The organism is Clostridium sp. (assembly GCF_030532265.1).
Lineage (GTDB): Bacteria > Bacillota > Clostridia > Clostridiales > Clostridiaceae > Clostridium.
In genome coordinates, this window is the sequence record NZ_JAUNLM010000105.1 from 1 (window position 1) to 3621 (window position 3621).

Genomic DNA, 3621 nt, shown 5'->3' on the forward strand with positions numbered 1-3621 from the left:
GATTGTTCCAATGTTAACGTGTGGTTTACTTCTTTCGAATTTTGCTTTTGACATTATAAATTCCTCCTATCACTCTAATAAACCTTGCCTAGTGTTTCTACTTTTTTATATGTTCCTGGAGCTCACGATCGGGATTGAACCGACGACCTCCGCCTTACCAAGGCGACGCTCTGCCGACTGAGCTACGTGAGCACTCATCTATTATGAGTTTTCTTTAATATACCAATTATAAAGTTTACTATCATTTTTTTTGTTTGTCAATAAAAAATAATCACTTTACATCTAAGCATTTTTCTAGTTTTCTCTTAACTCTTTGCAAAGCATTATCTATTGATTTTGCGTGCCTATCTAAATCGCAAGCTATCTCTTGATAAGACTTACCATCTAAGTAAGAATTAAGTACATTAAGTTCTAATCTAGATAGCACTCTTTCCATTTCACTTTCTATTCTTTCTTTTTCCTCTTGACTTATAATAAGTTCCTCAGGATCTGTAATTTTAAATCCAGCCAAAACATCTAATAGCGTTCTTTCTGAATCCTCTTCATAGATTGGCTTATTTAATGATATATAAGTATTCAATGGAATATGTTTTTGTCTTGTAGCTGTTTTTATAGCTGTAATTATCTGCCTTGTTACACATAATTCAGCAAATGCTTTAAACGTTGATAATTTTTCTGGATTAAAGTCTCGTATAGCTTTATAAAGACCAATCATCCCCTCTTGATAAATATCTTCCTTATCAGCACCTATTAAAAAATATGATTTAGCTTTTGATTTTACAAAATTTTCATACTTATTTATTAAGTATTCTTGCGCTTTTATATTTCCATTTTTAGCTTCAATTGCTATTTCTTCATCAAATTTATCTTCAAACTCTAAATACTTAATCATTAATAATCACCATTCTAAACATCTTCCCCTCAAAACCTAGTCCCTATTATACCTGCTATTATACTTAGCAAATTTAATCAAGTCAACATTACTAATGACTTCTACGAATCTTCTCAAGTTTATGAAAAATATCTTCATCAATATTATCACTTAAATTGTTTTTTTGAGATATCATGTTCCTCTCTGCCTTAACCCTAATTTTATCTTCCACATTAACAACCTCATTATAAAATTCTATAGAAGATATTCTTGTTGCTCCTCTTTGAAATATCGTTTGTTGCTCCAGCCAATCTGACGTCACAACGCAAACTTCATATTTTCTACCAATTAAATTTACTTCTTTTTCTATATATGCATCTGCTGTTTCACCATCTTTGGTAAACACTATCGATAAATTTCTATTAACATCTTCCTTGTTTTCTATATTTCCAGCAACTTTATGCCCATCAAATACTAAAACTATTTTACAATCATTATAACTACCATAATTGTGAAGTATATTTATCAATTTATCTCTAGCTCCATCAAAACTTATATTTTTTAAATCTTTTAAATTAGGCCAGCTGTTTAAAACATTATATCCATCTATAAATATAATCTTCACATCTCATCCCTCTTTTTATTTTAATCTACCCTTTAATACTTCATACATCATTATACCACCTGCAACTGATGCATTTAAAGAATTTATTTTTCCAATCATAGGAATTCTAACTAACTTATCACACTTCTTTAATGTTAACTTAGATATTCCTCTTCCTTCACTTCCTATTATTAAAGCACAAGGTCCACTAAAGTCAACTTCATAACTATATTCTCTTCCTTCTATATCTGCACCATATACCCATATTCCTTGTTCTTTTAATTCATCAATTGTATTGTTTATATTAGTAACTTTAGCTATCTTTACATGTTCAACTGCACCAACTGATGATTTATAAACTGTAGGTGTTACACCAACATTTCTTCTTTTTGGAATTATGATACCATGTACTCCACATGTTTCAGCTGTTCTTATTATTGAACCTAGATTATGAGGATCTTCTAATTCATCTAATATTATTATAAAAGGTGCTTCTCCTTTTTTCTTTGCATCATCTAAAATATCCTTAACTTCAAAATATTTATATGGTGTTATTTTAGCTATAACTCCCTGATGAACCATTCCAGCTGACATAGAATCTAACTTTTTCTTATCTGCTTCTTTTATAACTATTTTGTTTTTCTTAGCAAGATTTATTATTTGATTTATAGATCCTTCTCTTGAACCATTTGAAAGATATAGAGCTTCTATTGTTTTATCATTCTTTAAAGCTTCCATAACTGCATTTCTACCAATTATTAAATCTTCTCTTACTTCTTGAACTTGATTATTAACTATCTTCTTTTCTTCTCTTTGCTTTCTTGGCTCTCTTACCTTTTTTGAAAAAGTTTCTTCTTGAAACTTTTCTTCTTTATTTTTATTATATTTTCTTTCATCTCTTCTTCTATTTTGATTACTCTTTTTCATTCTTGTCATATTAATAACTCCTTAACTAATTTTAAGTTACCATAAAAGTTTAATTTTATTATTTACAAATTTCTATACTCTTATTAAATATAAAGTCTAATCTTTTTTCATCATTTATCAAGTACAAATATCCAACTAATGCTTCAAATCCCGTTGCCATTCTATAATCTCTAACATCTGCATTTTTAGGAACGGTTGCTGATTTAGCATTTCTTCCTCTTTTGAATATATACAATTCTTCTTCTGTTAATTCTCCTTCTATGTTATGCATTATATCTGATTGACTCTTAGCCTTAACATAACCTATAGCTTTTTTATGTATTTTGTGAGCTGAAAGCTCTGTGTTATTTGAAAGTATATACCCTCTTATAAAAACTTCATAAACAGCATCACCAACTAAAGCTAACTGTAGGGGATTTAATCTTCTAGCTTCATCTTTACTAAATTCTCTTGTTCTAAAATTTTCTAACATAGTTATTACTCCTTTAAATAAGGGCTGCACTAAACGCACAGCCCTTTTAAATTAGTCTACCTTCTTCCATCTAACTCCTTGTGGAGTATCTTCTAACACAATTCCTCTTGCTTTTAAGTCATCTCTTATCTTATCTGCAAGGGCAAAATCTCTATTTTTTCTAGCTTCTTGTCTTTGTTGTATTAATCCTTCTATTTCTTCTGCTTCATCAGCTAAATCTACCTTAGTTGATTTCTGAAGTATTCCAAGTGGTGCACCAAGTTCTCTTATTAGCGCTAATGCACCTTGAGCTAATTCTTTTGATGACTCTCCATTTATATTTGTATTTATATCTTTTACTAAATCAAATATTGCAGTTATTGCATCTGCAGTGTTGAAATCATCATCCATTTTTTCAATATATTTTTCTCTATATTTATTTAAACTCTCAAGATACTTCTTCTCTTCTTCGTTCATCTTATCTCTTGAAACTTCATCTATAAGATTTTCAAGATTTCCTATTGCATTATAAAGTCTTGCAACTGATGCTTTTGCTGAATCTAAAAGATCAGTGCTGTAATTTAATTGAATTCTATAATGACATGATAACATTAAGAATCTTATTACATCAGCATCATATTCTTTTAATACATCTCTTGCTGTAAAGAAATTATTTAGTGACTTAGACATTTTTTTATTATTTACATTAACATAAGCTGAATGCAACCAATAATGGGCAAATGGCTTTCCTGTTAATGCTTCACTTTG

The 3621-nt window shown here is 29.4% G+C and carries 5 protein-coding genes and 1 tRNA gene; all 6 read right to left on the reverse strand.

The window, feature by feature from the left end:
• Window positions 1–116: 116 nt before the first annotated feature.
• Window positions 117–192, reverse strand: a tRNA-Thr gene (locus Q4E08_RS11815).
• Between the two features lie 79 nt (window positions 193–271).
• Window positions 272–892, reverse strand: a complete 621-nt coding sequence (gene sigH, locus Q4E08_RS11820; protein WP_303131179.1) for an RNA polymerase sporulation sigma factor SigH — start codon at window positions 890–892, stop codon at window positions 272–274.
• Window positions 893–983: 91 nt separating this feature from the next.
• Window positions 984–1496, reverse strand: a complete 513-nt coding sequence (locus Q4E08_RS11825) for an NYN domain-containing protein (RefSeq protein WP_303131180.1) — start codon at window positions 1494–1496, stop codon at window positions 984–986.
• Between the two features lie 15 nt (window positions 1497–1511).
• Window positions 1512–2411, reverse strand: a complete 900-nt coding sequence (gene rlmB / locus Q4E08_RS11830) for a 23S rRNA (guanosine(2251)-2'-O)-methyltransferase RlmB (RefSeq protein WP_303131182.1) — start codon at window positions 2409–2411, stop codon at window positions 1512–1514.
• 49 nt (window positions 2412–2460) lie between these two features.
• A complete protein-coding gene (locus Q4E08_RS11835; RefSeq protein WP_303131183.1) occupies window positions 2461–2874 on the reverse strand; it encodes a Mini-ribonuclease 3 in 414 nt (137 codons plus the stop codon).
• A 51-nt stretch (window positions 2875–2925) separates the two neighbouring features.
• Window positions 2926–3621, reverse strand: a 696-nt coding sequence (locus Q4E08_RS11840) for a DALR domain-containing protein (RefSeq protein ID WP_303131185.1), incomplete at its 5' end; no start/stop codon positions are given.

Coding starts and splice junctions, on each gene's coding strand:
- rlmB (WP_303131182.1), bottom strand. CDS start 2,411: ATGACAAGAATGAAAAAGAGTAATCAAAATAGAAGAAGAGATGAAAGA.
- Q4E08_RS11835 (WP_303131183.1), bottom strand. CDS start 2,874: ATGTTAGAAAATTTTAGAACAAGAGAATTTAGTAAAGATGAAGCTAGA.
- sigH (WP_303131179.1), bottom strand. CDS start 892: ATGATTAAGTATTTAGAGTTTGAAGATAAATTTGATGAAGAAATAGCA.